Here is a 26,532-nt window from a genome sequence, read left to right as displayed (position 1 = left end):
CCCCGGCTTCAGACCACCATAAGCCGCCCCACCCCGATCTGGCTTCGACCGGCTCGGGGTGGGGCGTTTTTGGTTAGCGAAGACCCAAGCCTGGAAGTGCATTTCCACGCTGCGGTCGGCACGACGGAGGTGGCTGATTCCGGGTGCCCGCCACGCGGGTTACGGGGCTGCCTCGGGGCCGGTGGTGCGGCGGCGGGCCTCGAAGAGCTTGCCGTTTTCATTGCTGAAAATGAACTCCTCGTTATTGATGTACACCAGGGCCTCCGCCTGCCCGGCTTTGGGCAGGCGGAGGCGGCTTTTCAAACCGTCGAAGAGGCGGCGGTCGGGCAGGCGCTCAAACTGGTAGGCGCAGTCTTCGCCCAGCAGCGCCACCCGCCGGCCATCGGGACTGATGTCGGCGGCCGTCACCCAGGTGGGCAGCTGGAGGCTGTCGGCGAGGCGGGCCACGTAGCGGCCGGGGCGGGCGGGCAGCACGTACTGCTTCACATACTGGTTGTTGCCCCGGTTTTTGGTGTAGAGGTACAGGCTGTCCTGGAAGTAATAGAAGGCCTCGCAGTCGAAGTTGCGGCGGGATTTACGCGGCGGAAACGCGCGCTGGTCGGGGTAGGAAAACCGGATGGTGTCTACCTGCTGCAGGCTGGGGCCGCTGAGGCGGTAAATGCGCAGGTTGCGGCGTTTGTTCTTGTTGTTGCCGAAGTCGCCCACGTAGAGGCGTTGCTCGTCGTCCTGGGCCAGGTCTTCCCAATCGATGTTCTGGAGCGGTTCCAGGTCCAGGGATTCGAGCAAATCGCCCTGGCGCGTCACGCGGTAGAGGCGGGCCGTATTGCCCCCGTCGGCGTGAGTCCACAGGTCGCCGGCCGGGCCGGTGGTTTCCAGGCCCGAGCTTTCCTGGGCCCGCTTGTTGAGCTGGCCGATGGCTTGCACCTTATAATCGGGGTCGGCGGTAGCAAAGCTGCCCCGGCGGTTGTCCGGGGTACAGGCGGCAAATACAGGCAGCAGCAAGAGCAGGGAACGGGAAAGCAAAGCAGGCATGCGGGCACGGGGGGGGAAAGAAGAAACAGGTGGTCGGGCTTCGGCCGGCATACGCCGAACCAGGAACCATGACCATCGAACGCCCCGAAGATACCGGCCGTTTCGGTAGGGCCGCTGTCCGAAAGGCACTACCTTACTACCAACCAATTGCGCGCGCCATGAAGCTTTCCGTTTTTTTGCTTTCGGGCTGGCTGCTGCCCGCCGCTCTGTTGTCGGGCCGTGGCGGAGCCGCGCAGGTCCTGCCGCCCGCCGATTCGGTGAGCCGGCCGGCGGCGAAGCCCTCCTGGCTACGGCGTCCGGCAGTGTGGCGCACTGCTATTCCCGTTACGCTGGTGGCGCTGGGCTACGTCAGCCGGAACGAAAACGTGATGGACGAGCTCAAGGAGCAGGTGCACGAAGAAACCCGGGAGCATTTCCCGCACTTTGCCACTTCCCTCGACAATTATACCCGCCACGCCCCGGCTCTGCTGGCTTACGGCCTTTACGCCGGGGGGCTGCGGGGCGAGCGGGGCGTGGTGCCGTTCAGCCTCTGCTACGGCCTCGCGCACGTCCTGAACACAGGGGCAGTAAGCCAGCTCAAGCGCATCAGCGCCACCCGCCGCCCCGACGTGGCGGCCGATTTCAGCTCCTTCCCCTCGGCCCACACCGCCGAAGCCTTCATGACGGCCACCCTGCTGCACGAGCAGTTCGGAAAGGGGCACCCCTGGCTATCGGTGGCCGGTTACAGCGTGGCGACGGCCACCGGAGCCATGCGCATGCTCAACAACCGGCACTGGATTACTGATGTGGTGGCCGGGGCCAGCGTAGGCTTTCTCTCCGCCGAAGTGGTCTGGCGCCTCTATCCCGCCGCTGCCCGCTTACTCCCGACCCGTTTCAGCCAGAAACTGCTGCTGCTGCCCACCTACACGCCCGGTCCTGGCGGGGCCGCCGTGGGGGCCGTGCTGATGGTGCGGTGAGGTGGTGAAATGGTGAGGTGGTGAAATGGTGAAATGGTGAAATGGTGAGGTGGTGAGTTTGATGTTCGGTTAGCCCTTATTGCGCCACTTGCGCGGACAGGTCCGTCCAAACATCAAACTCACCATTTCACCATTTCACCATTTCACCACCTCACCATTTCACCACCTCACCGCACTACCACGTAGGGGAGCATTTTAGTGAAGGCGGCCTCGTCGAGGATGCGGATTTTGCGCAGGTCGGCGGGTTGCTGGAAAGGGCCGTGCTGCTGGCGGTAGGCTACCAGCACCCGGGCCAGGCGCTTACCCACGTACGGATGGGCCTGCAGCACCTCGAAGGAAGCCGCATTCACATCGAGCAGGGCGGGAGTGAAGCCGGGGGCCACGAAGGTGTACTTGCGCAGGCTGTCCAGCAGGTCGGGCGCATCGCGGAGGGCGTAGATTTCGGCCAGCTGGTCTGCCTGCCGGAAGCCGCCCAGGCGCTGCCGGTACTCCACCACCCGCCGCGCGTAGCCCCGCCCAATCCCCCGGATCTGCATCAGCTGGGTGGTATCGGCCGCGTTCAGGTCGAAAGCCGCCAGGTGGGTGGGTTTGCGCGCGAAACCGGGCTTGCTTTCGAAAGGCGGGCGCTCCGGATACCGGCCGTTGCCGTTTTTGGCGAAGTGGCGCGGCTCCCGGGGCGGGAGCCGGTCGGGGAGCTGAAGGTAGGGCGCGAGGCGGGCGTAGGTGGTATCGGAGAGGCCGTAGGCTTTGCGCAGCTGCTCCTTAGCCCGAAAACCGCCCACGGCAGTGCGGTACTTCACCAGGCGCTCGGCCAGCCAGGCCGGCAAGCCGCGGGCCTGCCAGTCGCGGGCCGTGAGGGTATTGGGGTCGAAGGGGGCGAGCGGGACCTGGGGGACCCGCTCGCGGGCGGCGTAGGCGCGGCGGGGGTAGCGGCTGGCAAAGGCGGGCCGGGCGGTGCGGCGGGCGGCCAGCTCGGCGGCCCAGGCATCGAGGCGGCGCTGGTCGGGGGCGGGGTCGTAGGCGGGCAGGGCGGGGCGCAGCAGCACGGGCAGCACCAGCCAGAGCCCCAGCAGCAGCAGCAACACCACGAAGCCGGAGGTTTCACGGCGCGAGAACCCGAAGTAGCGCCGCACCGCCCGCCGGACCCGGGCCGAAAAGCGGCGGGCGGGCGCCGGTAAAGCCGGTTTCGGGCGGGAAGCGGGCATAGCGGATAAGATAAGGGGCTGAATAGACCTGCTTAGTTTAGTGGGAAATCAGCACAAAATCAACCGGCTACCAGAAAATTCGTGTGGGTAGTAAAAGGGCGTGAATTTGGATCGTCAGCTTAAAAAGGAGAACGTCATTCCGAGCTTGCCGAGGAATCTCGCGGGCTGACGTTGGATTAGCACTGCAACATCAGCCCGCGAGATTCCTCGGCAAGCTCGGAATGACGTACCAAACTGACAACTGACAACTGACAACTGACAACCGGCAACTGTGTTACTTGCGGATCTTCACGTCCACCTCGTAGCGGTAGCGGGGCGGGCCGCCCAGGGGAATGGCGAAGAAGGGCAGGGCCACGTCGTACTGGTCCGTGACGTAGAACACCAGGTCGTTGGGGGCTTTGGAAAGGGTAGTAAGCTGCAGGTCCAGGGAGAGGCCGTGCTCTTTGTCGGTGATGGGGTGGGTACTGCTGGCCCACACGTTGTTGCCGCTCACGACGGCCGGATGGCCGTTTTTCGAGACGCTGAAAATCTTCAGGCCCACGTCACCGTCCACGTCGAAGTTACTCTGCTTGATGCTCACCACCCGGTCGTTGACGAAGGGGTAGAGGTGGGTTTTGCGGCCGGGCGTGGCCGAGAGCCGGAAGGCGTACTCGTAGGTGAAGGCGTTGCCGCCCTCCACGGGTATGTTTTCGGTGGGGGAGGTGCTCAGGAAGTAGCGGTAGAGGTTGCCGTCGTCGCCGCTCTTGCCCTGCACCACCATTTTAAACACGCGGCCCGCAAAATCGGGCACCAGCTCGCCTTCCAGCGGGTTCAGCGGCCCGAAGGTGTACCACTGGTTGTCGTAGGTTTTTTCGCTGCCGAATTTCACCTGTTTGAGCAGGGTGCCGGCCCGGTACTGGCCCCGGGGGGTGGTAGCGCGGGCATCGGGGGCGGAGTGGGTGCCCGCGCCGCCGTAGAGGCTGAACTCGGTGGTGGTATTCCAGCCGCCTTTCGGTTCGTCGTGGCGGCCGCCGCAGTCGGGGTCGAAGACGCGGATGTACACCGGCTGGCGGTTTTCCTGCGGGATGAGGAAGAAAAACGTCTGGGTGAAGTCGTCGTCGCCCCAGCTCTTATCGGCCTGGGCCCCGAACGTGACCAGAAAGGCAATGTTTTCGCCGGGGTTGGGTGCGGCCTGAGCCCGGGCCCGGTGGTAGGGCACGAGCAACAGCAGCAGAAAAACCGGGCGCAGCCGGCGCGAAAAAGACAAGAACATGTTCCGAAAGTACCGCTCGGCGCGGAATTTCCACGAATCGGGCCCCGAATTAAGGTGTGGCGTTGCCGAATCGGGCGGGGGCCCGTATCATTACAACTGATTCTGCTGACCCCGTTCGATCTTCGCTATGGCTACCACCCCCCACCGTACCACCGATTTCCTTGATGCGCTGGCCGCCGACGTGGAGCGGGCGCGTGAAACCGTTCACCGCCGCTTCCGCCCCCTCACCGACGACCAGCTCAACCGCGGACCCGGCCCCGGCAAGTGGAGCGTGGGCCAGTGCCTGGAGCATCTCAACATCGTGGGGGGGCTTTACCTGCCGGTGATAGGGCGCAAAATCAAGGCGGCCCAGCAGCGCGGCACTTCGCCCGCGGAAGAAGTGAAACACGGCTATTTCGGGCGGAAAATGACCGAGGCCATGCGCGTTCCGGCCGCCGAAAAGCCCCTGCAGGCCCCCCAGCAGTACGCGCCCAGCGGCTCGCGGCTGCCGCGCACGGTGGTGGAAGTGTTCAGCCGCCAGCTCGATGAGCTGAGCAGCCTGCTCAGCCAGGCCCGCCGCGTGAATATGAACGCCATCCGCATTCCCAACCCCCTGATTCCGCTGCTGCTGCCCCCGCTGCCCGATGCCTTTGAGCTGCTGGTAGAGCACATGAAACGCCACCTCCAGCAGGCCGAGCGGGTGCTGGACGGTCTCGGCGTGTCGGGCAGTGAATAAGGGAAGTGGGGAAGGAGTGAGGTGGGGAAGGAGGGTAGAAAATAGCTGTCATTCTTCGCACTGCTCCGGATGACGAACAGGCGCTCAAACGACCCCGCCGGACCCAGGTTCGGCGGGGCTTTTTTGTCTTTTCAGAATGATTTCCGGGTCAGCGTGTGGAATCCGGCGCGGCGCGGCATCAGGTTTTTACCAACTTGCCTCGCTCATTCGTTCTGCTGCTATGCGCCCTTTCCTGTTAAGCCTGTTTGCCCTGCTCATGCTCCTGACCCCCGGTTCGTCGCAGAATACGCCTGCCGCGGGTGGCCCCGGCGGCCCGAACGCGGCCACCTGGAAGAAAATCGACCAGCTGCTGGCCAAGGACCAGACGGCTTCGGCCGGGAAGCTGCTCGAGCCCCTCTACCAGCAGGCCCGCCGCCGGCCCGAGGCCGCGCCCGAGTACGTGCGCACGTTGCTTTATAAGCTGCGCCTGCTGGAAAATAAAGAGGAAGAGGCCGACTACCAGGCCATTGCGCTGCTGGAAAAGGACCTGCAAACGGCCCGGTTTCCGGCCCGGCCGGTGCTGCACAGCCTTCTGGCCCAGCTCTACGCCCGCTACTACCAGCAGCACCGCTACCAGCTCTACGACCGCACCCGCACTAAGCCCGATACCGCCGACCAGAGCCGCCAGGACCTGCGGACCTGGGACGCCACCCGCCTCGGGGCCGCCGTGGTCCGCCACTACCGGGCCTCCACCCAGGATGAGCCCCGCCGCCAGCAGCAGCTCAAACTCGCGGACCTGGGCTACCTCACCCGCGGCGCCGACGCCGAGGGCCGCCAGCGCCGCCCCACGCTCTTCGATTTGCTGGCCTTCCGGGCCGTGGAGGGCCTCAGCAACGATGAGCTATACATCACCCGCCCCGCCGAGCAGTTCCGCCTCACCGATGCCGCCTTGTTCGCTCCGGCCGCCGAATTTGCCCGCCTGAAGCTGGCCGCCCCGGATGCCGACTCGCTCAACGGCCAGTTCCACGCCCTGCGGGTACTTCAGCAGCTGCTGGCCTTCCGCCTGACCGACAAAGCCAACCCCACGGCCCGGGCCGACGCCGATTTTCAGCGCCTGGAGTTCGTGAATCAGCACGCCGCGCTGGAAAACAAGGCCGCGCTCTACCGCGCCGCCCTGGCCCGGGCCGCCGAAACCTACCAGGCCCTGCCCATGGCCGCCGAATTCCGGGCGGCCGAGGCGGCGACCTGGCAGGAAGAGGACCCGGCCAAGGCCCACGCCCTGGCCCTGGCCGTGGAAAAGCAGTTTCCCAAAACCCGGGGTGCCCAGCAGGCCGCCGCCCTGCGCCGCCAGCTGGAGCGCGTGGACCTGAGCTTCACCACCGAAGACGTGCTGCTGCCGAACCAGCCCTGGCTGCTGAAGCTGACCGTGCGCAACGCCCCACGCCTTTACGCCACCGCCTACCGCCTCCGCAGCGCCCAGGTGCTGCGGCAGCTGGAACGGCCCGAGCTGTACGAGAACAAAACCTGGCAGCAGCGCTACGCCCGCGCCCTGGCCGCCACCCCCGCCGCCGCCTGGACCCTGGACGTGCCCGGCCCCCAAGATTTCCGGAGCCACACCGTGCAGCAGGCCGGTCCGGCCCTGCCGCTGGGCCAGTACCTCATCGTGCTGAGCACCGCGCCCGATAACCCCACCAAAGAGCAGCCCGGCACCGTCACGGTTACCAGCCAGGTGCAGGTGAGCGCGCTGAGCTACGTGCGCCGCAGCGCCCCCGCTGCCGACGGCCCCGAGCTGCTGGTGCTCCACCGCCAGACCGGCGCGCCCCTGGCCGGCGTGCGGGTGCTACCGTTTTTCCAGTTCTACGACCAGTCCAAACGCGAGTACCAACGGCGGCGCGGCGAAGTCCGGACCACCAGCGCCGAGGGGCAGGCCCAGATTCCCGTGAAGCTGGTGGGCGAAAACACCCAGCTGGAAGCCGCCCTATTCACTCAGGCCCCGGACTCATTGCTGATGACGGAGAACATGGGCTACTATAGCTCCCGCCGCAGCCAATTGGAGGAGGATGATGAATTCGAAAGCCGCACCTTCCTGTACACCGACCGGGCTATCTACCGCCCCGGGCAAACGGTGTACTTCAAGGGAATTGTTGCAGCCCAGCGGAAAGGCAAGACAAAGGTGCTGGCCAATTTCAAGGAAACCGTGGAGCTCCACGATGTCAATGGTCAGGTCGTGCAACGGGCCGAATTCCAGACCAATACGTTTGGCTCTTTCCACGGCTCTTTTGTGTTGCCAATCGGTTTGCTGAACGGCCAGATGACGTTGGTTGCGGATGAGTCGGATAACGGCGGGCAAATCGATTTCGCCGTCGAAGACTACAAGCGGCCGACGTTCCAGGTGACGTTTGCGCCGGTGACGGGTACGCCCGTGCTGGGGCAGCGCGTGACGGTGCGCGGCACGGCCACCGCCTACGCCGGCCAGCCCGTGGATGGGGCCGCCGTGAACTACCGGGTGGTGCGGCGCACATTCTGGCCCTACTTCGGGCGCGGCTTCTACGGGGGCGGCGCGCCGGAGCAGGAAATTGCCGCCGGCACGGCCCGCACCGATTCGGCGGGCGGTTTCGCCGTCACGTTCGTGGCCCAGGCGGGCGAAACCGCCGCGGGCGGTAAGCGCGGGCCCGGGCTCCCCGGCTACGTGTTCGAGGTAACGGCCGACGTGACCGACGCGGCCGGCGAAACCCGCACCGGGGAGCAGCGCGTCAGCCTCGGCACAGAGGCCCTGACGTTGCGCCTGGACGTGCCCGAGCAACTCAACCGCACCGAATTGCCCGAGTTGCGCCTGCTTAGTACCAACGCCACCGGCGAGGCCCTGCCCGCGCAGGGGCAGCTGCGCCTCTACCGCCTCACGCCGCCCGCCCGGGCCTTCCGTCCTCGCCTCTGGGAGCGGCCCGAGCGCGAGGCCCTGAGCGCGGAGGAGTTCCGCCGCCGCTTCCCGCTCGATGCCTACGGGCCCGAGGACCACGACAGCACCTGGGCCCGTACGCTGGTGCTCACCCAGGCCTTCGATACCGATAAAACGCCGCTGCTGCCCGAGCTTACTGCCCAGCTGGCCCGCCAGGAGCCCGGCCGCTACCTGCTCGAAGCCACGGCCGCCGCGGTAACCGCCGGCCCGCCCGCCCCGCGCGCCGAGCAGCTGTTCACCCTCTTCGACCCCGCCGCCACCCGCCTGCCCGTGCCCATCCCGGACTGGTTCGTGGCCCTGCAGGACAGCATCCGGCCGGGCCAGACCGCCCGCTTCCTGGTGGGCAGCTCCGTCGAAGGAGCCCGTGTGCTGGTGCAAGCCGAGGCCAAAGGCGAAACCCTGCGCGCCGAGTGGCTCACGCTGGCCGCCGGCGAGCAGCGCGTGGTGGAAGTACCCGTGCCCGCCGCCCTCGGCGAAACCCAGCTCTACGTGCACTTCACCCAGGTGCGCGACAACCGCCTCTACCTCCACACGGCCGCCGTGCAGGTAGCCACGCCGCCCGCGCCGCTGGTGCTCAGCATTGACACCTTCCGCGACAAGCTCCAGCCCGGCCAAAAGGAAACCTGGCGCGTTACCATCCACCAGACCGACGGCAAGCCCGCCGACGCCGAGCTACTGGCCACGCTCTACGACAAGTCGCTGGACGTTTTCCGCCCCCACGGTTTCGCGCCGTTGGAATTTCCCCAGCCCTATTCGCCTGCCACGCTGGCCTGGCAGGGTCGGTTCGGGGTGGAAGAGGGCGCAGAATTGTTTAACGCGCAGCCCTACATTCAGGGACCCGGCGAAGTGGCGTATCCGCACCTCAATATGTGGGGCTACGGCGGCTACGATGAAATTCCGGACCAGCAGGAGTTGCGAGGCCGAGTAGTAGCAACCCAAACTGTTAGGGGTAATACCGATAACGCGGCGGATTTGGCCGGGTTAGAATCGGCCGGAGTGCCTGGGGCTACAGCTACGATGGCCGTGCGCTCCGCCAAGTTTGCGGCTCCGGTTATTAAACGAGATGAGGAGATTCGTACCGGTGCTGCCGGTGCGCCCACCCAACCCGCCTCCCAGCCCAACCTGAGCAACGTGCAGGCCCGTACCGACTTCCGGGAAACGGCCTTCTGGCTGCCCGCGCTGCGTACCAACGCCCAGGGCGAAACCGTGCTCGAATTCCAGATGCCCGAGGCCGTGACGCGCTGGCAGCTGCTGACCCTGGCCCACGACCACCAGCTTCGCACCGGCCTGCTCCAGCGGGAGCTCGTGACCCAGAAGAAGCTGCAAATCACGGCCAACGCCCCGCGCTTCTTCCGCGAGGGCGACCAGCTTACCTTCCAGGCCAAGCTCAGCAACCTCACCGCCGACGCCCTGGCTGGCACCGCCCAGCTCTTCCTGCTCGACGCCCGCACCCAGCAGCCCCTCGAAGCCCAACTGCTGAAAAGCCCCGCCCAGCTTCCCTTCGACCTCAAAGGCAACCAGAGCCAGGCCTTGAGCTGGAACCTCACCCTCCCCGAAACCGCCGAGGGCCAGCTGCCCCTGGAGGCCATTACCTACAAAGTGGTAGCCAGGGGGGAGTTGTCAGTTGTCAGTGAGCAGTTGTCAGGCAAAGAAAAGCGCCAGCGCCGCCGCCAGAACAAACCGACAACTGACAACCAACAACTGACAACCATCGAAGACGGCGAGCAGAACACGCTGCCGGTGCTGCCCAACCGCTTGCTCATCACCGAAAGCCTGCCGCTGCCCGTGGTGGGGCCGGCGACCCGGGAGTTTGAGCTGCGGAAGCTCACCAGCACCACCTCCAGCACCCGGCGCAACTACTCGCTCACGCTGGAAATGACGCCCAACCCGGCCTGGTACGCCGTGCAGGCGCTGCCCTACCTGATGGAGTACCCCTACGAGTGCGCGGAGCAGACCTTCTCGCGCCTCTACGCCAACCTGCTGGCGGCCAAAATCCTGCGCAGCAGTCCGGCCCTGAAAACCACCCTGGCCGAGTGGCAGCGCGCTGCCCAGGCTGGCGACAAGGCTGCCCTCACCAGCAAGCTGGAGCAAAACCAGGAGCTGAAAGCCCTGCTGCTCCAGGAAACGCCCTGGGTGCGCGACGCCCAGAACGAAACCGAGCGGATGCGCCGCCTGGCCGAGCTCTTCGACGAACCCCGCCTCCAGGCCGAAACGGCCCGCGCCCTGGCCAAGCTCCGCCAGCTGCAGCTGCCCGACGGCGCCTTCCCCTGGTTTGAGCGCATGCCCGCCGACCGCTACATCACCCAGCTCATCGTGGCCGGCTTCGGCAAGCTGCACAAGCTGGGCGCCTTCGATGCCCTGCAGGACGAGCAGGCCCGCCCGCTGCTGCAAAGCGCCCTGGCCTACCTCGACGGCGAATTGCAGCAGGACTACGCCCGCCTGCGCAAGCAGACCAAGGTTGACCTGAAAGCCGACCACCTCACCGACCTCCAGGTGCAGGCCCAGTACGCCCGCAGCTTCTGGCCTTCCGTGGCCGTGGCCCAGGCGGCCCGGGCGGCTTACGGCTACTACCAGCAGCAGGGCGCCACCTACTGGCCCGGCCGCACCCGCTACCTCCAGGCCCAGCTCGCGCTGGCCCTGCACCGCGCCCAAACGCCCGCCCCCGCCGCCCAAATCCTGACGGCCCTGCGCGAAAACGCCCTGCACCACGAGGAGCTGGGTATGTACTGGAAAGATGTGCGCCCCGGCTACTACTGGCGCGAGGCCCCCACCGAAACCCAGGCCACCCTCATCGAGGCCTTCGACGAAGTAGCCAACGACCAGCGCGCCGTGGACGAGATGAAGCTCTGGCTGCTCAAGCAGAAGCAGGTGCAGAGCTGGCCCAGCACCCGCGCCACCGCCGACGCCTGCTACGCCCTGCTGCTGCGCGGCTCCGACTGGCTCAAACCCGCCGCCGAGCCCCTGGTGGTCACGGTAGGGGGGCAGCCCGCCCAGCCCACCCGCCAGCAGGCCGGCACCGGCTACTACAAAATCAGCTGGCCCGCCGCCGACATCAAGCCCGCTCAGGGCCGCGTGACGGTGCGCAAGCCCGATGCCGGCGTGGCCTGGGGTGCCCTCTACTGGCAGTATTTCGAGCAGCTCGATAAGATTACGCCCGCCGCCACCGGTCTGAGTCTGGAACGCCAGCTTTACCGCGAGCAGCGCACCGCCGCCGGCCCCGTGCTCGAGCCCCTCACGCCCGCCAGCCCTCTGCGGGTGGGCGACGTGCTGGTAGTGCGCTTGGTGCTGCGCGCCGACCGCGACCTGGAATACGTGCACCTCAAGGACCAGCGCGCCGCCGGCCTGGAGCTCATCGGGCAGACCAGCGGCTACCGCTACCAGAACGGGCTGGGCTATTACGAGAACCCCCGCGACGCGGCCACCAACTTTTTCATTGGCTTTTTCCCCAAGGGCACCCACACCTTCGAGTACCGGCTGCGGGCGGCGCAGGCGGGCAATTTCAGCGGCGGCCTCTCGCAGCTCCAGTGCCTCTACGCCCCCGAGTTCACGACCCACTCGGCCGGTACGCGGGTGCGTATTGCGGAGCAGAAATAGGATTCGGCGTTGATGGGCGATGGGTATATTTTCGGCGAATACGGCCAGATAGGCTGCATTGCGGGTATCTGCCCGGAACTGGAGTTGAGACTTGGAAGCGGAAATAGTATCTTTGCCACTCGTTTACCAGCCAGAAAGCACTAAAATCGATGCGTAAACTCGTAATACTAGTATCCGTGCTGCTGCTGGGCAGCGCCTCTGCCCACGCCCAGGACGAAGCCAAAACGTCGGCTACTATCACGCCCACCAGCCTGCCCGGCGAGGAAGAACTCTCGGCCCAGGAGCGCGCCGAGCGGGATTTTCTAATGCCCACCCGCCGCAAGCGTGCCGCCGCCCTGGAGGCCGTGGAAGAAGCCGCCCGCAAGGCCGAAGCCGAAGCCGCCGCCCAGACGGCTACCGCTTCTACCGAAGAAAACCCGACCAAGGCTCCGGAAGCGGCCGCAGTGCCCGCCGAAACCCGTAAGACGGTGGTCAAGCGCAAAGCATCCGGCCGTCGGTAGGTCGGCCCAACGTGTACCAACAAAAAGCGCCGCCCGGAATGGGGCGGCGCTTTTTTTGTACGGTAAAGTGGGTGGTATAATGTTACTCCTCCACTGGCTCGAAATACACCGGCGGTGCCTCCGGTTCGGCGGATAGCGCCGGTAATCGGCCGTAGCGGGGCGTATGGGTGGTGACTTTACCCGCCGGGTTAACAAGTTGCCAGCCGTAGCCCAATTGAAGGGTAGCGTAGGAGCCGCGGTTGCGCAACACGAAGCCGCCCGATTGGACCTGACCGTGGTCGTCGAGGTAGAGCAACTGCTGGGAGCGGGATTCCACTAGGGTGCGCAGCCCCCGGTTGTAGCCCAGGCTAAGCAGGAGGCTGTGGCGCGTATCTAGGGTACACTGCAACCGAGCCTCACCCCCGAGCAGCACCGTGGCACGATGACGCTGCCGGGTCGTCCACTCCGCTATTGGCTGGCTGAAGGTGGGCTGCGTCTGCTGGGGCGAAAACCAGGAACCTATGTAGTCGCTGCGGTAGGGGCGGGCCAGCCAGGCGTACGCCCCCGTCAGGGCTGCATCTAGCTGCATGCGGGGGCTGATCTGCCACAGATTGAGGCGGCGTACGGTCACTCCGGTGTGGAGCACCGCCCGGGCCCCAACCCCGGATGACCCGCTGCTATTCGGAATTCGGTACCGCACACCCGGCTGCAAATCGGCCACCTCCTGCGCTATTTCAAGCGCCCAGTGCGGGCTGACCGGATACGAGAACCGCAACCCGGCTGCTAATGCCAAACCATGTTCGGGCCGGAAGCTGCGGGGCGTGGCGGCGTAACGTTGCATGGTCGCTTGGGAAAGAGCCACGCCGGTACTCAGACTTAGCAGGGGCCCTTGCTGGGCGGTGCCTACTTGTGGGAGCATCACCCATAAGGTGCTGCCTGTCAGAAGGCATCGATAAGAGAGCATAAAGTGCTGGAATGACCTAACCATAAAGACCTGTAACGGGGACTTTGCGTATTCCGTGTGCCGGCCGATAAAAACAAAAAGCCGGCCCCACAGGGCCGGCTTCGGGTAAGTAGCCCAGGGCGTGCTATGCGTCCTGGGGCAGGAGGCGCACTACCAGCCCATCCAGACGCGGGGTCAGGCGGATCTGGCAGGAAAGGCGGCTGCCCTGGGTCATCACGGGCAGGCTTTCGAGCATGGCCAGCTCGTCGTCGGAGGGTTCGGGCAGCTCGGGGCCGGCCAGCACTTCTACGTGGCAGGTGCCGCACAGGGCCATGCCGCCGCAGGTAGCCTGAATGTCGTAGCCATCGGCCTTCATGATTTCCATCAGGCTCAGCCCCATATCGGTGGGGGCGGTAATCTCGTGGCGGTGGCCCGGAGCCTCCTCCACGTACACGCGTACTTCGTCGGTCATGATTTTTGAGAAGTTAGGAGACAGGAGTTAGGAGCTGGAAAAAAAAACAGCTTTACAGTGAATTGAACGCCATTCTATCTTCTAGCTCCTGACTTCTAGCTCCTACAAAGTGGGCACCCCGTTGACGGTGGTGTATTTGAGGGTGTACTTCTTGTCGGGGAACATGTACTTGAACGCGCCCTGGCACATGAGGGCGGCCTCGTGGAAGCCGCAGAGAATGAGCTTGAGCTTGCCGGGGTAGGTGTTGATGTCGCCGATGGCGTAGATGCCGGGCTCGGAGGTGGAGTAGTCCACGGTGTTCACCTTCACGGCGTCAGACTCCAGCTCCAGGCCCCAGTCGCCGATCGGGCCGAGCTTGGGGGTGAGGCCGAAGAGCGGAATAAACGAGTCGACGGCCACCTGCTCGGCGTCGCCGCCGTTGGCCGTGATGGTTACCGCGTTCAGGCGGCCGTTGCCGTGCACGTGGGTCACGTTGCTGCTCAGCACCAGTTTTACCCGGCCGGCCTCGTGGAGCTTCTGCACCTTCTCGGCCGAGTCGGCGGCCCCGCGGAAGCTGGTACCGCGGTGCACCAGGGTCACTTCCTTGGCCACGTCGGCCAGGAAAATAGTCCAGTCCAGGGCCGAGTCGCCGCCGCCGGCAATGACGAGGCGCTGGTCGCGGAACGTTTCGGGGTCGCGCACCATGTAGTACACGCCCTTGCCGCCCTCAAAGGTGGTCAGGTCCTCGATGGCGGGCTTGCGGGGCTCAAACGAGCCCAGGCCGCCGGCAATGGCAATGGCCTTGCAGTGGATTTCGGTGCCGTCGATGGTATTCACAATGAACGAACCATCCTCCAGCTTGCGGTAGCCTTCCACCCGCTCGCCCAGCGTGAAGGTGGGGTGGAAGGGCTCAATCTGCCGCATCAGGTTGCTCACCAGGTCGCCGGCCAGCACTTCCGGGAAGCCCGGGATGTCGTAGATGGGCTTCTTGGGGTAGATTTCCGAGAGCTGACCGCCCACCTGGGGCAGGGCATCCACCACGTGGCAACGCAGCTTCAGCAATCCGGCTTCAAACACAGCAAACAGCCCCACCGGGCCGGCCCCGATAATGCAGATATCGGTGGAAATAGAATTGGTCATGTACGAACAGCGAAAAACGAAACATCCCGGCCCACGGGGGCCGCACGCGTAACAACCCAAACGGTCAAATCGTTGGCTCAGCAGCCCACAAAGACGACGAACGGGCGCTACGCGGCCGCAAAGATAGGCAGCCCGCCGCCAGCCATTGGCATGTGCCGCCGCGGGGGCCGCAGGAGCAACAAAAAAGGCTCTCAGCGGAGTGCTGAGAGCCTTTCGTGGTCGTGTAAGGACTCCGGCATTTACACTCTATTCCTTTGTGATTCCTTGTATTTACACGTAAAGCGCGTTTCTAGAGCATGTGGCTTGGTAGGTGAGAGTAAGTATTTGTACGAAAATGACACCGATGTTTTACCTGATGTTTTACCTCGTGCATGTTTTGAGTATTTTTGAGCTGCAACCATCATACCTAGGGCATGGCAAGTGTAAAGGTAATCCTCAAGGAAGAGAAGATAAACAAGGCTGGTGAAGCTCCCGTGTACCTGCGAATTATCAAGGACAGGAAGTCGAAATACATCTCCATCGGACTTCGTGTGAAGCCGCAGGATTGGAACAGCGACCTGTGTAAGGTTAAGAAGTCACACCCGAATATGGGGCGCACAAATGCGTTCATTGCCACGAAAGTTGCTGAGGCAGAGGGAGTCGCTCTCGATTTGCAGCGAGAGTCGAAGTTTGTGTCTCCAGTGCAGATCAAGAAGGTCATCATGGGGCAATCGACGGGGAGTTTTTTAAAGTACTTCGCTCAGTACCTTACTGCTCTAGAGAAGCAAGGAAAGATCAGCACCATGAGTAAGGCAACAGCCGTTTACTCCAAGCTCAAATCGTTCCTTGGAACGAGTGACCTTCTCTTTGATGAAGTTACAGTCAACTTCCTGAATCAGTACGAAGCGCATCTGCGGGATGAGTTGGGTAACTCTGTGAATACCATCTACTCCAATATCAAGATATTCAGAAAACTCTTCAATGACGCCATGGGGGAAGACTTAGTGTCGTACGAGCGTAACCCGTTTCGGAAATGGAAGATTAAGCAGGAGAAGACGAACAAATCATTTCTCACAGAGGAAGAGTTGGAGTTGATCGTTCAGCTTCCCCTCAAGGAGGGCAGCAAGCTGTGGCATCACCGCAACCTGTTCGTTTTTGCGACCTACGCAGGAGGATTACGTATCTCCGATCTACTCCAACTCAAATGGGGAAACTTCTCAGGTACCCATATCCGCTTAGCAATGCATAAGACAGGTGACCCAGTGTCGATCTTTTTGCCAAACAAGGCGCTGGAGATTCTGCAGTACTACCGACAAGGTGAACAAAAGAAGTCGACGTACATCTTTCCCTTCTTCAATTCGGACACTGATTACTCCGATCCTCGTGTATTGTACAAGGCAATTTCATCAGCCACCGCTTACGCAAACAAAAATCTGAAGACTATCATCAGCCGAACGGGTATTGAGACACCTGTCAGCTTTCATAGTTCTCGTCATACGTTTGCCACTAGGGCGTTGAACAAGAACGCGTCCATGGAACAGGTGTCGAAACTGATGGGACACTCTTCTATCCGTACGACTCAGATCTACGCCAAGATTATCAACAAGAAGCTTGACGAAGCAATGGAACTCTTCAACTGATGCCTACGAAGAAACCGAAGTCAGCCCTCAAATACTTCGCCCGCCTCATCGAGCTAGGCGGCCTTTCGGAAAGGCATACCACTTTTCACGAGGAATATGTGAGAATGGCCGAAGTCGATCCGAGAACACAGTACGATCCGGACAAGGGTACTGTAACCTACGAGGTTGAACATTTTATGACTTTTGGCGCTCCTGCCAAAATTGAGTCACGCGACCTGGGTCGGGAAGTATGTGCAGAAGTTCAGCGCAAGACGGTGAAAAGTAAGGAGCGCATATATGAACGATTAACTGCCGGACTGAAGTCGGAGCGCGAGTGGTCGTACAAGCAGATGATGCGCGATTTGGAGAAGTGGAAGACTATTGTCGCTCGTGAACCACTATATGCCAAATACCCGTGTGTTGCTGCTGCACTGCTTGAACTGAGCGAGTACGCGCTTTCTTACAATCCACTGCAACCTGAAACAGACGCTACGCCTGTGTCTGCATCTAAGATAGGGCATGTAGTCGGCTTCCATTACGTGTGTCGGGAGTCAGGACTCAAGGCGGATAGAGTAGTACCCTTAACAAAACACTGTTTGGGTAACCTGTTCAGCGAGCTTCGCGACAAACTGCAGCTCATCGCGCCGGAAACAAGCTTAGATGACTTTCGAACCCTCTTTTCGGGTAAGGTGGTGCTCCTGCCTGTCAGATGGATTGGTACTAACAACCAACTCCACCACTTCATCAAATCCATCGAGTCCAAGCTCGTTTCTCCTGGTACTAAGCGTCTCGCACGAAAGTGGGAAATAACAGCCGGGTGTTTCGTATCCCGGAAGGGGGAGCCTTTTACGAGCAACAGTCTGATGTGTACAGGGTATGGCAATCAAGTGGTGAAGAGGCAGCACGATATCGAGCATGCTGCGAAGCTCCTGCGGTAAGTAAGCGAGTGTCTACAAAACCTGTAGAAATATCTACAGGTTTACGTGTGTCGTGTTTACTAGAATAAATGTGTTTTTGATGCATGATCGTGTATTAGTTGAGTCTTCTTCTACAGATTGATGCCCTGTTGTCTACTTGTAGGATTTTCAGAGCTTTTGTAGAAGTTAGATAGGTGGTTTCTTTGCAATACCGATCTTCACCACCTAAACCACAACCACCCCATGGAAGTAGTAATGCTCCAAACAGAAGCTTTCGACCAGTTCCGTCGAGACACATTCAAATTCTTCCATCAGCTACTAACTGAAGAGCGCCAGAAGTCCACCGTCGAATGGCTCGACAATAAGGAAGCCGCCGCTTTGCTTAAGGTCTGTTCCCGCACAATGCAGAATTGGCGTGACGAAGGCTTACTCGGATTCAGCCAAGTCGGTAGTAAAATATACTACAGCCGCGAGGATATCGACCGCATGCTACAAAAGCACCGCCGCGAGCCGTTCAAAGCCTTGGCGTAGATGTGAAACCAATAGAGCCGCCGCTCCCTACTCATGATTATCATGACGAGGAGCGGCGGCTCTATTTTAAGGTTGTTGGTAACTTCTGCAGTTGCACGGCGGGTCGCCAGCGCCCTCACACCTCCTTATCGGAGTGAGTTATGGCAGGGTCGTCCACTAAATCCCGCACTTCTAGCTCAAGCGCACGACTAAGGGAAATGAGTAAATCCAGCGTGGGCGCAAGTTGAGTCAGTTCGATACGCTTGATGGTAGACTGCTCCACGTTGGCAATATCGGCCAGCTTCTGCTGAGAGTAACCCCGCTGCTTACGCAGGAAGCGTAAACGTTCAGCAAAAGCCTTGACACCTGCGGGGTTTTTCACACGGCAAGCTGCCGCAGACACCGAAAGATTTTAAGGGCGCATAGGCCCTTGAATGTGTTTTTGTGTGTTATCTTGCGTTTGTATCTCTCATGCTTGCACAGAAGTGGTGTAGTGCCTCCTTTAAGCTCAGGAGCCTATAATGTCTGCTGCCACGCCCTTTTTCACGGCGACGAGGCTGCGGTGAAAAAGGGCTCTGAGCAACATCGGGGTGAGCTCACAGAAGAACGTTACTCGTCGTCATGTCTACTCTTTCCCCAAATCACTCCTATTCAGGTTCATTGCCTTACAAACAGGTCATCAACGCTCATCAGCAGGCCCTGGCGTACGCCCGCCAACGCTTACAACCCCAATTTCCGAACATTACGGATGAGCAGTGGGAGAGTCTCTTCGTTCAATATCAGCCAACGCTCTGGGTCGAAAGCGACACACCGGGCGCTATGGTGGAGGAGCAGGCACTGGAGCGCTTCGCAAACTGGATACATCTCTCCCTCGACACCGACCTGGGCGAGGACGCGGTGCCATTATACAGTCATGACGCCTATTACCTAGCCCGTAATGATGTATGGTACACGCAGCAAGCAAAAAGGCTCCTTGCGTCTGATCCTAAACTCACGAGGCCCGAGTCGGTAGAGGGGATGCGTGCTTTGATCTACCGACTTGCGGCCGGTAACAGCATTGCTGAACGCATCTATAGCACGTATGAGAACTTAGTCGCGAAGAAGTGACACGTGTAATTTGTCAATTTTCTGCTGCTCAATGTTCCGGGCGCAACTCACTTAATCCTCCTTTTCAAGATTATAACAACCACCTGCGGAAAGTAGGTGGGTAGTGTCGTATGAAGTTCCTTGCTGCTCTTACCCTGCTTGTCGTGTTTACTGTGTTATCGACTCAAGCACAACAACTGCTGTACCCTGCGAAGTACCATGCATACAAGGTGGTGCTTAGCCGTGCTTCCTCCTCGGGTTCTGAATTTAAACCTGTGAAGACGTGGAGTCTGGATTTGCTGGTAAAGACCAGCCGAACAGGTGTCAGAATATACAATACAACCAACACTGGTTACTCACTTGCAGCAGTTGGTGCTCCCGCTTACCAGTTGACCAACTTGGGACAGATGCCTAGAAGCAACGATAATGGCATCGTTACCGAAACCTATATTTTCGCACGATACATCGGACAAATAGCGCCGCCGCTTAGGGATGCTCCTGATCCGGAGTCTCCTAGCAAGGTGACTTGGCGGTCGGCAGTGTCTGGAAATAAGTCGTTGAATATCTTCTGGTCGCCTAGCGCAGCAACTTCAGACGAGTTACGCTATGCAAAAGGACCTACCTACAGGCTCACCTTCTACTGCCGTCCGGTGGAGTAACCAGGGTTAAACTTCCCTTGTTTTTCTTCCACCGTGAGAGCGAGACAGTAGGGTACCTTCACAAGAGCCCCCCGCCTTCCAATTCCGCCGACCTCCCCCCCCCTCTTTGTCAGGGGAGCGGCCGAAACCATAGGCTGGGAGCTTTAAAAATGTGTGCTCCTCAGTATTCGTATCGAGGTGGAGACGCCATGAGTCTGACGGAAAGAAAGTTACGGTTGTCAGTTGCCACGCGGTAGCTGACGGGCTGCGAGCAGCGGTTTGCATTACCCGGAACAGGGTGCTAAACTCACAGCACGGAGCCATAACCAAGCGAGCAACCGGCGCTCCACCACTACCTATTCAGCCGAAGTAGGACGCATGCTCGTGCTTCCCGTTATCATATACCCCTATGTCTATCGACGGCTGCGGCCACTCCTTCGCTGACCTGGCTGCGACTATCCTGCCAGCTCACATGACCCGACTGAAGGAAGCCATGCAGCACCCGTGGCCTGCGTCCGTCTTCTCACAGCCTGGACAAGGGGTAGCAAAGACGGCGAGACATCTTGGATTAAAATCCGACTTTAGTGGGTGTTACGTACTGCTCGATCAGGGACAGCCTGTCTACGTGGGCATTTCCCGAAACGTACTTGTGCGGTTACGGCAGCATCTGACGCGGCAGGACCATTTCGCGGCCAGTCTGGCATTCGCTATGGCGAAAAAGGCGCACGGCGTTGCGGTAGGCACCAGGGGAATGCTGATGAGCAACATTGATTTCGGTAGCGCGTTCCAACAAGCCCAGGCGTACCTTCGCAGCCTTTCCGTCGCGACGGTAGAAATTGAGAACCCCTTAGAGTTGTACGTCTTCGAGGCGTACGCCGCCATGGAGCTGGGAACGGCCGAGTGGAACACTTTCCGCACACATTGAACCATGATTACCGGAGAACTGAGAAGCAAGATTGACAAGGTGTGGGAAGCCTTCTGGACGGGAGGCCTGTCCAACCCTATCACCGTCATCGAGCAAATGACCTACCTGCTCTTCATCCGCCGTCTGGATGATCTGCATACCCAGCGCGAGCAGAAAGCCGCGTTCCTCAAGAAGCCTATTGAGAATGCCGTCTACCTGCCGCTGGAAAACGAGTTGCGGTGGAGCTACTTCAAGAACACTGATCCGGAGGTCATGTACCGGCTGTTCACCCGTAACGGTGGGGTATTCGACTTCCTGAAGAATCTTGGAGCACGGGAAGGCACTTTCGCGGCCTATATGAAGGGTGCCACCTTCATGATTCCAACCCCGCGTTTGCTGGCCCAGGTAGTGGACATGCTGAGTGAAATCAACATGGACGACCGGGATACAAAGGGCGACGTGTACGAGTACCTGCTCAGCAAGATTGCCAGCGCCGGCCAGAACGGCCAGTTCCGCACTCCACGCCACATCATCAAGATGATTGTGGACATGGTGCGGCCCAGTCCCGAGGACATCATCTGTGACCCCTCAGCTGGTAGCTGTGGCTTTCTGGTGGCAGCGGGTGAGTACCTGCGGGAACATCACGCGGCTGAACTACTCAAGCCCAGCGTGCAAAAGCACTTCCAGGAACAGGCGCTCATGGGTACCGAGTTTGACCCGACCATGCTCCGCATCGGGGCTATGAACCTGATGCTGCACGGTATGGACAACCCCCACCTAGTGCAGGTGGATGCCCTGAGCGAAGACAACGCCGGTTTCACTGAGAAGGCGACCGTGGTGCTCGCCAACCCACCCTTTAAAGGCTCTTTAGACCGTGAAGCAGTTGATCCGAAGCTGCTCAACATCGTGGACAGTAAGAAGACGGAACTACTGTTTCTGGGACTGATCCTGAAAGGACTGCAGCTGGGCGGCCAGGCAGCCGTAATCGTGCCCGATGGCGTGGTGTTCGGTAACTCCAAGGCCCACCAGACCATCCGAAAAACCCTTATCGACAAGCACATGCTCACGGGCGTCGTGTCGATGCCTTCCGGTGTGTTCAAGCCCTATGCCGGGGTGAGCACGGCCATTCTGTTCTTCACCAAAACCGGCGTGGGCGGCACCGACAAGGTGTGGTTCTACGACATGCAAGCCGATGGGTACAGCTTGGACGACAAGCGCCAACCGGTTTCTCAGAACGATATTGCCGATGTAGTGGCCCGCTGGCACAATCTCGGCGCTGAAGCTGACCGCACGCGTACCGACAAGAGCTTCCTGGTGCCCGTAGCCGAGATTCGGGGCAATAACTACGACCTGAGCATCAACCGCTACAAGCAGACGGTGCACGAGCAGAAGCTGTTTGAAAGCCCCGAAACCATCATCGCTCAGATTGAGGCGCTAGATGAGGAACGGCGTGAACTGCTGGAAGATTTGAAGTCGGTGGTGTTGAGTGACTTCGTAAGCGCGTAATGCTGATGAATAATCTGCATCCGAAAGTACCTGTGGGCGAGTGTTTGGTGAAAGTCAGAACTTGTAACCCAGCCGTGACGCTGGCAGGTTCATACTTCGATTACTTGGACATTGCCTCTGTGGATAGGGACGCCAAGAAGGTGACAGCGGCGACCAAAACTGCTGCTGCTGAAGCACCATCACGGGCAAGGCAGATTGTGCATGCTGGTGATGTACTGGTATCTACTGTGCGACCAAATCTGAACGCTGTTGCCCGTGTCAGTGACGAGTTCCACGCGGCTATTGCCTCCACAGGTTTTTGTGTACTGAGGCCACGCTCCGACATGCTCGATAGCAGGTACTTGTTTCACTGGGCAAAATCGGAAGGATTTGTCAAGGACATGGTAGCACGAGCAACCGGAGCGAACTATCCGGCCGTGTCAGACAAAACCGTGAAGACCTCACTCATTCCACTCCCCCCTCTAGCAGAGCAGGAGCGGATTGCCGATACCCTCGACAAAGCCGATGCCCTACGCCGAAAGGACCAGAAGCTGCTGCAGAAGTACGATGAACTGGCCCAGAGTATCTTTAACGAGATGTTCGGCGACCCTAAGCACAACTTAAAGGGCTGGGACATCCTGCCGTTCGGAAATCTGATTCACGGCATTAAAGCTGGGACTAGCTTGGGTGGCGAAGATCGGGAGCTCCTGCCGGGTGAGTTTGGTGTGTTGAAGATCAGTGCTGTCACTTCCGGCGTGTTCAAGCAGGAAGAGTACAAGGTTCCTGTTCAATCTGAAATCGTCAAGGAGAAAGTCACCGTCAAAAAAGATGACCTTCTCTTTTCTCGAGCCAACACGCGAGAACTAGTCGGAGCTGTCGCCATCGCAGAAGACTCCTACCCCAACTTGATGCTGCCCGATAAATTGTGGCGAATTGATCTGGACCCTGCTCAGCTTCGCAAGTACTACTGCAGAGCTATCCTCACGGACAAAAACATTCGTTACCACTTGACCAAGACGGCAACAGGTACCAGTGGCTCAATGCTGAATATTTCAATGGGCAAGCTGAAGGACCTAGAAATTCCAGTTCCTCCGATTGAGCTTCAGGAAGAGTTCGATGCACTGTCGAAAAGGATCTTGGTTCAGAAGCAGCTTCTGGAAAAATCTTCAGTGCAGTCAAGCTCACTGTTTACATCTTTACTGAGTTCTTATTTCTCGTGATGTCCAACTTCTCGTTTCTATCTGCTGAGTGGAGCACGTTAGCTCCGTCTCTCCTCCAATCTGAACAGCACATCTACACTGCTCCACCATATTCGGCGGTGTTGTGTCGGAAGGCGTTGGAGGAATGGGTGCGGTGGATGTACGAAAACGATGAGGATCTGGAGCTTCCTTACGACACCTCCCTCAACTCGCTGCTGCATCAGCCCGCCATGCGCGAGATGCTGGCTCCCAGTCTGTTTCGGCAGGTAAATCTGGTGCGGAAGCTGGGCAATGATGCGGCCCACGGTACCGTCACCATCAAGCCCGAGCAGGCCCTGCACGTTCTGCAACTCATGCACGGCTTTGCGGCTTGGGTGGTGAATATGTACAGCCCCGAGCGAATACCGGTACCGGCCTTCGCCGTGGATCTGGTTCCTCAGGATGCTCCGGCCGTCAAGTACAAGGAGAAGATCCAGGAGGTAGAAGCGGCGTTCCAGCAGAGCCAGGAGTTGAACCGCCAGCTGCAGGCTGAGCTGGACCGCGTGAAAGCGGCCAAGGAGTCGCACGCCAAGCTGCCGCCACCCGCCGACCCCAACGAGGCTATCACCCGCAAGCTCTACATCGACCTGCTGCTGGCCGAGGTAGGGTGGGACCCCGAGGGGCCGAACGTGGCCGAGTACAAGGTGACGGGCATGCCCACCGGCAACGGGCTCAACAATGGCCCTGGTCGGGTAGACTACGTGCTCTGGGGCGACGATGGCAAGCCCCTGGCCCTGGTCGAGGCAAAGCGCACTAGCAAGGACCCCAAGGTGGGTCAGCACCAGTCCAAGCTCTATGCCGACTGCCTGGAGCAGATGCACGGTCAGCGCCCGGTGCTGTTCTACACCAATGGCTTCGAAACGTGGCTCTGGGACGACGTTCAGTACCCGCCCCGACGTGTACACGGTTTCTACAAAAAGGAGGAGCTAGAGCGCCTTATTCAGCGTCGTACGACCCGTCAGCCCCTGTCGAAGGCCCCCGTTGATCCAGCCATTGCCGACCGGTCCTACCAGATAGAAGCCATCCGTAGCGTCGGCAAGGTGCTAGAAGGGCAGGGGAGGGAGGCGCTGCTCGTCATGGCTACAGGCACCGGCAAAACCCGCACCGCCGCTGCCCTCATCGACGTGATGAGCAAAGCCGGCTGGGTGAAACGCGTGCTGTTCCTGGCCGACCGCAATGCGCTGATTTACCAGGCCAAGAACGCCTTCACCAAGAGTCTGCCGAATCTGCCAACTGTAGACCTTACGCGGGAGAAGCAGCATGCGCAAGCGCGGGTCGTGTTCAGCACGTACCAGACGATGATCCATCAGATTGATCAGAGCTACGACAACAAGCAGCGCACGTTCGGCCCCGGCCACTTCGACCTGATCATCTTCGACGAGATTCACCGCTCCGTCTACAACCGCTACAAAGCCATCTTCGAGTACTTCGACGGCTACCGCGTGGGGCTTACCGCCACGCCCAAGAGCGAGGGTGACCGGGACACTTACCACCTGTTCGGTCTGGAGCCAGGAGTGCCCACTTTCGCCTACGAACTGGAGGAAGCAGTGACGGACGAGTATCTGGTACCACCGTTGAGCGTATCGGTACCCCTGAAGTTCCACCGCCAAGGCATCCGTTACGCCGAGCTTTCCCCGGCCGAGAAGCTACAGTACGAGGAGAAGTTCGCCGACCCTATCACGGGAGAGTTCCCCGACGAGGTAGACAGCGAGGCCCTGAACACATGGTTGTTCAACGAGGGTACCGTGAACCAGGTACTGGCTTACCTGATGCAGCATGGTATCAAGGTGGCCGGAGGTGACCGAATCGGCAAAACCATCATTTTCGCCCGCAGTCACAACCACGCCAAGTTCATCGAGGAGCGGTTCAATGCCCAGTATCCGCAGTACAAGGGCGAGTACTGCAAAGTCATCGACAACTACGAAACGTACGCCCACGACCTGCTCAAGAAGTTCTCTGAGAAGGACGGCGCGCCTCACATTGCCGTTTCCGTGGATATGCTCGACACGGGCATTGACGTGCCGGAAGTGGTGAACCTGGTTTTCTACAAGCCCGTGCGGTCCAGTGCCAAGTTCTGGCAGATGATCGGGCGTGGTACCCGCCTGTGCCCCGGCCTGCTCGGTGACGACCAGGACAAAGAGAACTTCCTGATCTTCGACTTCTGCGAGAACTTCGAGTTCTTCGACCAGAAACCCCAGGGTAACGAGTCCAAGCAGGGTAAATCACTCACCCAGCGCCTGTTTGAGCAGCGCCTCAAGCTGATCTTCCACCTACAGAAGCAGCCGGAACCGGAGTTTCAGCAATACGCACAGGAACTTCGTGAGCATCTGCACAAGCAGGTGGTACAGCTGGAAGATGAGAGCTTCCTGGTCCGTCAGCACTGGCGGGAAGTAGAGAAGTACCGCGACGTACACTGTTTTAGCGCGCTCAACGAGCTGGACGTAAAGGAATTGATTGACCACATCGGTCCTATCGTATTCGAGGTGGAGCAGGACGAGCTTGCCAAACGCTTCGATCAGCTCTGCTACTCGATGGAACTGGACCTGCTGACCAAGGGCTCTGTAGCGGCTCATCTGATGCAGGAAGCCCGCTCCTTGGCCGATTCCCTCTCCAAGCGAGCCTCTATTCCCACGGTAGGGGAGAAGATGCCTCTCATCAAGCAGGTGCAGGGCACTGCTTACTGGACGGATACGACGCTGGCAAAACTGGAGCACCTGCGCCAGGAGCTCCGTAGTCTGATGCGCTTCATCCAGTCGGAGAAGCGTCCTCCCATCTACACCAGCTTGGACGATGAGGTATTGGCCGTGGCTGAACCCAAGGCACTCGTCATCAAAGGAGTTAACCTGGACGCTTACCGCAAGCGCGTCACGCAGTACCTGCTGGAGCGCAAGACCCACCTCACCATTCACAAAATCCGCACGAATCAGCCCATCGGGCAGCCCGAACTGCTGGACTTGGAGAACATGCTCTTCGACCAGGGCGAGGTCGGCACCCGTGAGCAGTTCGAGAAGGCGTACGGTAATCAGCCGTTGGGTAAATTTGTGCGCTCCATCGTCGGGTTGGAAACTAGTGCAGTGAGGGAGGCGTTCAGCTCCTTCATCAACAACCCCTCGATGAACGTGCAGCAGATACGTTTTCTCGACCTGATTGTGCAGTATCTGGGTAGCAACGGCTATCTGGAGACCGACAAGTTGTTTGAAGCACCCTTCACTGAGTTGTCTACTAACGGTCTGCTTGGGGTATTCAACGAGAACCAGGCGAGTGAGGTCGTATTGCTGCTTGAGCGTGTAAACCGATATGCGGAGGCCGTGTAGTTGAGTTGCCAGAACATGGAGCTCTTTAACGCGGCCGGTTCGCTCAACCTGTCGCAATGGCCAATAAACAGAGTAGCAAAGACCTAAGAAAGCTCAGGGATCAACTTGACCTCTTTCTGGATGAATCTGTTCGGAAGAAA

Annotated in this window: 20 protein-coding genes; 13 read left to right on the top strand and 7 right to left on the bottom strand. The window is 60.3% G+C overall.

Features of this window, described 5'->3' with window-relative positions; all coding sequences use genetic code 11:
* Positions 1-159: 159 nt before the first annotated feature.
* On the bottom strand, positions 160-1,032 hold the full coding sequence (locus KLP40_RS01390; protein WP_215591734.1) for a hypothetical protein: 873 nt from the start codon (positions 1,030-1,032) through the stop codon (positions 160-162).
* A gap of 158 nt (positions 1,033-1,190) precedes the next feature.
* On the opposite strand from KLP40_RS01390, the gene KLP40_RS01385 reads away from it, so the two are divergent.
* Positions 1,191-1,988 (top strand): phosphatase PAP2 family protein, encoded by a 798-nt coding sequence (locus KLP40_RS01385; protein WP_215591733.1) that lies wholly within the window; start codon positions 1,191-1,193, stop codon positions 1,986-1,988.
* A 167-nt stretch (positions 1,989-2,155) separates the two neighbouring features.
* Here the strand turns inward: KLP40_RS01385 and KLP40_RS01380 are convergent, their stop codons facing one another.
* A complete protein-coding gene (locus KLP40_RS01380; RefSeq protein ID WP_215591732.1) occupies positions 2,156-3,193 on the bottom strand; it encodes a ComEA family DNA-binding protein in 1,038 nt (345 codons plus the stop codon).
* Positions 3,194-3,467: 274 nt separating this feature from the next.
* Positions 3,468-4,445 carry a hypothetical protein gene (locus KLP40_RS01375; RefSeq protein WP_215591731.1) on the bottom strand — a complete coding sequence of 326 codons (978 nt, stop codon included), beginning with the start codon at positions 4,443-4,445 and terminating at the stop codon, positions 3,468-3,470.
* Between the two features lie 127 nt (positions 4,446-4,572).
* Here KLP40_RS01375 and KLP40_RS01370 point away from each other — a divergent pair, with 127 nt between their 5' ends.
* The 3 genes from KLP40_RS01370 to KLP40_RS01360 all read left to right on the top strand — a co-directional run bounded on the left by KLP40_RS01370 (position 4,573) and on the right by KLP40_RS01360 (position 12,189).
* Entirely contained in the window at positions 4,573-5,160 is a 588-nt protein-coding gene (locus KLP40_RS01370; RefSeq protein ID WP_215591729.1) for a DinB family protein, read from the top strand.
* A 220-nt stretch (positions 5,161-5,380) separates the two neighbouring features.
* On the top strand, positions 5,381-11,689 hold the full coding sequence (locus KLP40_RS01365; protein WP_215591728.1) for an alpha-2-macroglobulin family protein: 6,309 nt from the start codon (positions 5,381-5,383) through the stop codon (positions 11,687-11,689).
* 149 nt (positions 11,690-11,838) lie between these two features.
* Complete coding sequence (locus KLP40_RS01360) at positions 11,839-12,189, top strand: hypothetical protein (protein WP_215591727.1); 351 nt, start codon at positions 11,839-11,841, stop codon at positions 12,187-12,189.
* Between the two features lie 82 nt (positions 12,190-12,271).
* On the opposite strand, the gene KLP40_RS01355 is transcribed toward KLP40_RS01360, so the two are convergent.
* The 3 genes from KLP40_RS01355 to KLP40_RS01345 all read right to left on the bottom strand — a co-directional run bounded on the left by KLP40_RS01355 (position 12,272) and on the right by KLP40_RS01345 (position 14,702).
* Entirely contained in the window at positions 12,272-13,009 is a 738-nt protein-coding gene (locus KLP40_RS01355; protein ID WP_215591726.1) for a hypothetical protein, read from the bottom strand.
* 247 nt (positions 13,010-13,256) lie between these two features.
* Positions 13,257-13,583, bottom strand: coding sequence for a 2Fe-2S iron-sulfur cluster-binding protein (locus tag KLP40_RS01350; protein WP_215591725.1), 327 nt, complete (start codon positions 13,581-13,583; stop codon positions 13,257-13,259).
* Positions 13,584-13,685: 102 nt separating this feature from the next.
* Positions 13,686-14,702, bottom strand: coding sequence for an NAD(P)/FAD-dependent oxidoreductase (locus KLP40_RS01345; RefSeq protein WP_215591724.1), 1,017 nt, complete (start codon positions 14,700-14,702; stop codon positions 13,686-13,688).
* Between the two features lie 413 nt (positions 14,703-15,115).
* On the opposite strand from KLP40_RS01345, the gene KLP40_RS01340 reads away from it, so the two are divergent.
* From KLP40_RS01340 to KLP40_RS01330, 3 genes are all read left to right on the top strand, one after another.
* Positions 15,116-16,321, top strand: coding sequence for a site-specific integrase (locus KLP40_RS01340; RefSeq protein WP_215591723.1), 1,206 nt, complete (start codon positions 15,116-15,118; stop codon positions 16,319-16,321).
* The gene (locus KLP40_RS01335) at positions 16,321-17,238 is read left to right on the top strand and encodes a hypothetical protein (protein WP_215591721.1); all 918 of its coding nucleotides are present in this window, start codon (positions 16,321-16,323) and stop codon (positions 17,236-17,238) included. Before KLP40_RS01340 ends, KLP40_RS01335 begins: the two co-directional genes overlap by 1 nt.
* Positions 17,239-17,460: 222 nt before the next feature.
* A complete protein-coding gene (locus KLP40_RS01330; protein WP_215591719.1) occupies positions 17,461-17,748 on the top strand; it encodes a helix-turn-helix domain-containing protein in 288 nt (95 codons plus the stop codon).
* A gap of 115 nt (positions 17,749-17,863) precedes the next feature.
* On the opposite strand, the gene KLP40_RS01325 is transcribed toward KLP40_RS01330, so the two are convergent.
* Positions 17,864-18,109: a helix-turn-helix domain-containing protein gene (locus tag KLP40_RS01325; RefSeq protein WP_215591717.1), complete on the bottom strand. Its 246-nt coding sequence runs from the start codon at positions 18,107-18,109 to the stop codon at positions 17,864-17,866.
* Between the two features lie 239 nt (positions 18,110-18,348).
* On the opposite strand from KLP40_RS01325, the gene KLP40_RS01320 reads away from it, so the two are divergent.
* The 6 genes from KLP40_RS01320 (at position 18,349) to KLP40_RS01295 (ending at position 26,392) form a co-directional block, all read left to right on the top strand.
* Positions 18,349-18,834, top strand: a complete 486-nt coding sequence (locus tag KLP40_RS01320; RefSeq protein ID WP_215591715.1) for a hypothetical protein — start codon at positions 18,349-18,351, stop codon at positions 18,832-18,834.
* 110 nt (positions 18,835-18,944) lie between these two features.
* Positions 18,945-19,472, top strand: a complete 528-nt coding sequence (locus KLP40_RS01315; RefSeq protein WP_215591713.1) for a hypothetical protein — start codon at positions 18,945-18,947, stop codon at positions 19,470-19,472.
* A 388-nt stretch (positions 19,473-19,860) separates the two neighbouring features.
* Positions 19,861-20,376, top strand: coding sequence for a GIY-YIG nuclease family protein (locus tag KLP40_RS01310; protein ID WP_215591712.1), 516 nt, complete (start codon positions 19,861-19,863; stop codon positions 20,374-20,376).
* A 3-nt stretch (positions 20,377-20,379) separates the two neighbouring features.
* Positions 20,380-21,861, top strand: coding sequence for a type I restriction-modification system subunit M (locus tag KLP40_RS01305; RefSeq protein ID WP_215591711.1), 1,482 nt, complete (start codon positions 20,380-20,382; stop codon positions 21,859-21,861).
* A gap of 5 nt (positions 21,862-21,866) precedes the next feature.
* Positions 21,867-23,060: a restriction endonuclease subunit S gene (locus tag KLP40_RS01300; protein WP_215591710.1), complete on the top strand. Its 1,194-nt coding sequence runs from the start codon at positions 21,867-21,869 to the stop codon at positions 23,058-23,060.
* Positions 23,060-26,392: a DEAD/DEAH box helicase family protein gene (locus KLP40_RS01295; RefSeq protein WP_215591709.1), complete on the top strand. Its 3,333-nt coding sequence runs from the start codon at positions 23,060-23,062 to the stop codon at positions 26,390-26,392. Before KLP40_RS01300 ends, KLP40_RS01295 begins: the two co-directional genes overlap by 1 nt.
* The last annotated feature ends 140 nt before the right edge of the window (positions 26,393-26,532 follow it).

The sequence above is a fragment of the Hymenobacter piscis genome, from assembly GCF_018760735.1.
Lineage (GTDB): Bacteria > Bacteroidota > Bacteroidia > Cytophagales > Hymenobacteraceae > Hymenobacter > Hymenobacter piscis.
This window is presented reverse-complemented; position numbering and strand designations above follow the sequence as displayed.